A 3,352-nucleotide genomic window follows, 5' to 3' on the forward strand; every position below is an offset into this window, starting at 1 on the left:
GAATCGTCATAGCTTACGCTGACGTGATTGCCGGGCAGATAGCCCAGGTTGAGATCGGCGCGAAGGTAGTCGTTGAAATGATAGCCGAAGCCGATGCTCGCGAAATACGCGTCCTCGCCCTCGCTGAAGCTTTCGTTGTCGATCGCTGACGGCAAGGTGAAATCCCCGTTGTCGAAGGTCTTCTGCGGCAGATAGGCGACGTCGCCGCGCAGATACCAGCCCGAGCCGACCTCGACCGGCTGGTAGTCCGGCGCCTGGTCGACATAGATCGGCGGATCGTAGTCGGCCGCGAGCGCCGGCGTCATCGGCAACAGGATGGTTGCGGCAAGCGCTGACGCGATACGCGATCTGGATGTCATGGTCCCCGGCTCCCGAGATTGGCGCCAGCCGCAAACGCGGGCGCCGTTTCAAGCAGCCATTGTTAACCATAGTGGTTAAGTGCCGGTTAAGGCTAACAGAGAGTTACCGAATTGATTTCAATGAAATTTCACCCGCCGCGCACAAACGAAAACCGCCCGGCTGATGCCGGGCGGTCGAACTGTCGGATGCGCCAGTTCTACTTGGTGTAGATCGGTTCCGGCTCAGGCTGATAGGCGACCACCGGCGCGGCGCAGCCATTATTGCCGCCGAACTGATAGCGCAGACCGCCGCGCACTTCATGCGTGTTGATGCCGTGGTCGAAACCCGGTCCGGAGCTGGTCGTATCGAATTCGAACATGCGCCCACCCTCGATGTGAGTGAAGCGGTAGCCGGCATCGAGGATGACCTTGTCCGTGAGGCAGTAGGAAGCGCCGGCCATAAGCGCGTAGGCGAAGCGCCAGTTGGACGACCCGGGGTTGGTTTCGGTGGTGTTCGGGTCATGGACCGTGTCCCACTTGACATGCGCACCACCGATGCCAGCGCCGACATAAGGGGTGACGCCGTTCCACGTGCCGATATCCACATAGGCATTTGCAAGCAGAAGCAGAGCGCTCATGCTCGACTCTTCGGTCGATGTCGTGATCAGATCCGAGGTCTGGCCGTTGAAGTCCGACTTGAACCAGTAGTCGGCAGTCAGATCCGTACGCAAGTAATCGTTGATCTTGTAGCCGACGCCGGCGCCGAGCGAGAACCCGCCCTTTAGGTCGCCGAAATCGAAATCGTTGGTGCCGGGCGGTGGGCCGTAGGTGATGTAATCGATGCTGTCCAAATTCGACCAGTGGTAGTCGATATCGCCGCGGATGTACCAACCGCCGACATCGACCGGTTGAGCCTCGACAACCGGCGGCGGCGCCTCCTCGACCGGAGGCGGCTCCGCGAAGTCGGCGGCGAGCGCCGGTCCGGCCACTCCCGCGAGCAACGCGGCAAACAAAGCCATTCTTGCTGTATTGAACATGCTGTCACCCCTAAGAGACCTCGGGACGACACCGCCCGAAGATGAACCTCGGCGTGGATAATGAATTGCAAAGGTTAAAGGCCGTTTAACCGTACCGATTAACCACGAATCTATGCAATTTTAGAGGGTATGCCGTTGTCCGGCCGTTGGGGGCGCGCACAAAAAAGCCCGCCGGGCGGCGGGCTTCCAAGCGCGAAGAGCTTTGGCCCGATCTCTCTGTCAGGCGGCGCTGCGCGTTTCCTGGAGGATGCCCACGATGTCGTTGACAACCGCCTCGACCAGCTGCGGATCGTCGCCCTCGGCCATGACGCGGATCAGCGGCTCGGTGCCGGATGGCCGGATGACGAGGCGGCCGGACGTGCCGAGCCGGTTGCGCCCTTCTTCGATCGCCGCCTTGACCGGCGCTTCCTCCAGCGGCTTGCCGCCGGAGATGCGGACGTTCTTGAGAAGCTGCGGCACCGGCTCGAACTTCTTCGACAATTCGCTGACCGGGCGGTTCTGCCGCTTGATGCAGGCGAGCACCTGCAGCGCCGAGACCAGACCGTCTCCCGTGGTCGAGAAGTCGGAAAGCACGATGTGGCCGGACTGCTCGCCGCCGACATTCAAGCCATGCGCGCGCATATGCTCCACGACATAGCGGTCGCCCACCTTGGTGCGATGCAGCTGCAGCTTCATATCGCCGAGGAAGCGCTCCAGGCCGAGATTGGACATCACGGTGGAAACGACGCCGCCGCCGGCCAGCCTTCCGCTCTGGTGCCAGGATTCGGCGATCAGCGCCATGATCTGGTCGCCGTCGACGATCGCTCCGTTCTCGTCGACGATGACCACGCGGTCGGCATCGCCGTCGAGCGCGATGCCGATGTCGGCGCGCACCTCATGCACCTTCTTCTGCAGGCCGGCCGGATGGGTCGAGCCGCATTCCTTGTTGATGTTGAAGCCGTTCGGCTCGACATTGATCGCCACCACCTCGGCGCCGAGCTCCCACAGCGCCTCCGGAGCCACCTTGTAGGAGGCGCCGTTCGCGCAATCGACGACGATCCGCAGGCCCGAGAGCGACATCGAGCGGGGCAGCGTGCGCTTGGCGAATTCGATATAGCGGTCATGCACGCCATCGACGCGCTTGGCGCGGCCGAGCCCGTCGGAATCGGCGAGCGCCAGCTCGATGTCCTTGTCGAGCATGCCTTCGATGCGCTCCTCGATCTCGTCGGAGAGCTTGTAGCCGTCGGGACCGAACAGCTTGATGCCATTGTCGTAATAAGGGTTGTGCGAGGCCGAGATCATCACGCCGATGTCGGCGCGCAGCGAGCGCACCAGCATGGCGACGGCAGGCGTCGGTATCGGGCCGAGCAGGAAGACGTCCATGCCGGCGGCGCACAGACCGGCAACCATGGCGTTCTCGATCATGTAGCCGGAAAGCCGCGTATCCTTGCCGAGCACGACGCGGTGACGATGATTGCCACGCTGGAACGAAAGCCCGGCGGCCATGCCGACGCGCATGGCGACCTCGGCCGTCATCGGAAATTTGTTGGCGCGTCCGCGAATACCGTCCGTGCCGAAATACTGACCTGCCATATCCTTACAGTCCCCGTCGGTTTTCAGCGGGCCCGTATTGCCACAATTGGGCCGCATCCGATCATCAAATTTCGTGATTGTATATTACCAATCTTTAGAAAAACATTGTCGCGGTCGGTGCAAGTGGTTCGACAGCCTATCACCACCTTTGACTTGGCGGCGCTACACCTGCCGACACGAGGCTTTTCGGAGCCTGGAAAAGCTTGGCTGGCGGCGAACCCGCAAGCAATTCATCACCTTATCAGGAGCAACACACTTTGTGACGGGTCCCGCGCCGGATGCATCTGGCGCAACCGGACATTGAGAGCTATTGATTTGGCATAGGGACACCTATTGGCGGCAGCAAGGGAGAAACGCCATGCTTATTCATAGACTTGCAGCTTTGACGGGTCTCGCCGTCGCAAC

The 3,352-nt window shown here is 61.5% G+C and carries 2 protein-coding genes and 1 pseudogene; all 3 read right to left on the reverse strand.

What is annotated here, in order from left to right; all coding sequences use genetic code 11:
* Positions 1-359: pseudogene (locus EOA28_RS29650) on the reverse strand (porin family protein); the annotation flags it as partial.
* Between the two features lie 197 nt (positions 360-556).
* Entirely contained in the window at positions 557-1,375 is an 819-nt protein-coding gene (locus tag EOA28_RS29655) for an outer membrane protein (RefSeq protein WP_127253139.1), read from the reverse strand.
* Between the two features lie 219 nt (positions 1,376-1,594).
* Positions 1,595-2,947 (reverse strand): phosphoglucosamine mutase, encoded by a 1,353-nt coding sequence (glmM, locus tag EOA28_RS29660; RefSeq protein ID WP_126064006.1) that lies wholly within the window; start codon positions 2,945-2,947, stop codon positions 1,595-1,597.
* Between the last annotated feature and the right edge of the window lie 405 nt (positions 2,948-3,352).

This window comes from Mesorhizobium sp. M2A.F.Ca.ET.067.02.1.1 (genome assembly GCF_004023285.1).
GTDB lineage: Bacteria > Pseudomonadota > Alphaproteobacteria > Rhizobiales > Rhizobiaceae > Mesorhizobium.

Bases quoted from the DNA above. Each gene is read 5' to 3' on its own strand.
- EOA28_RS29655 (WP_127253139.1), bottom strand. From the start codon at position 1,375: ATGTTCAATACAGCAAGAATGGCTTTGTTTGCCGCGTTGCTCGCGGGA.
- glmM (WP_126064006.1), bottom strand. From the start codon at position 2,947: ATGGCAGGTCAGTATTTCGGCACGGACGGTATTCGCGGACGCGCCAAC.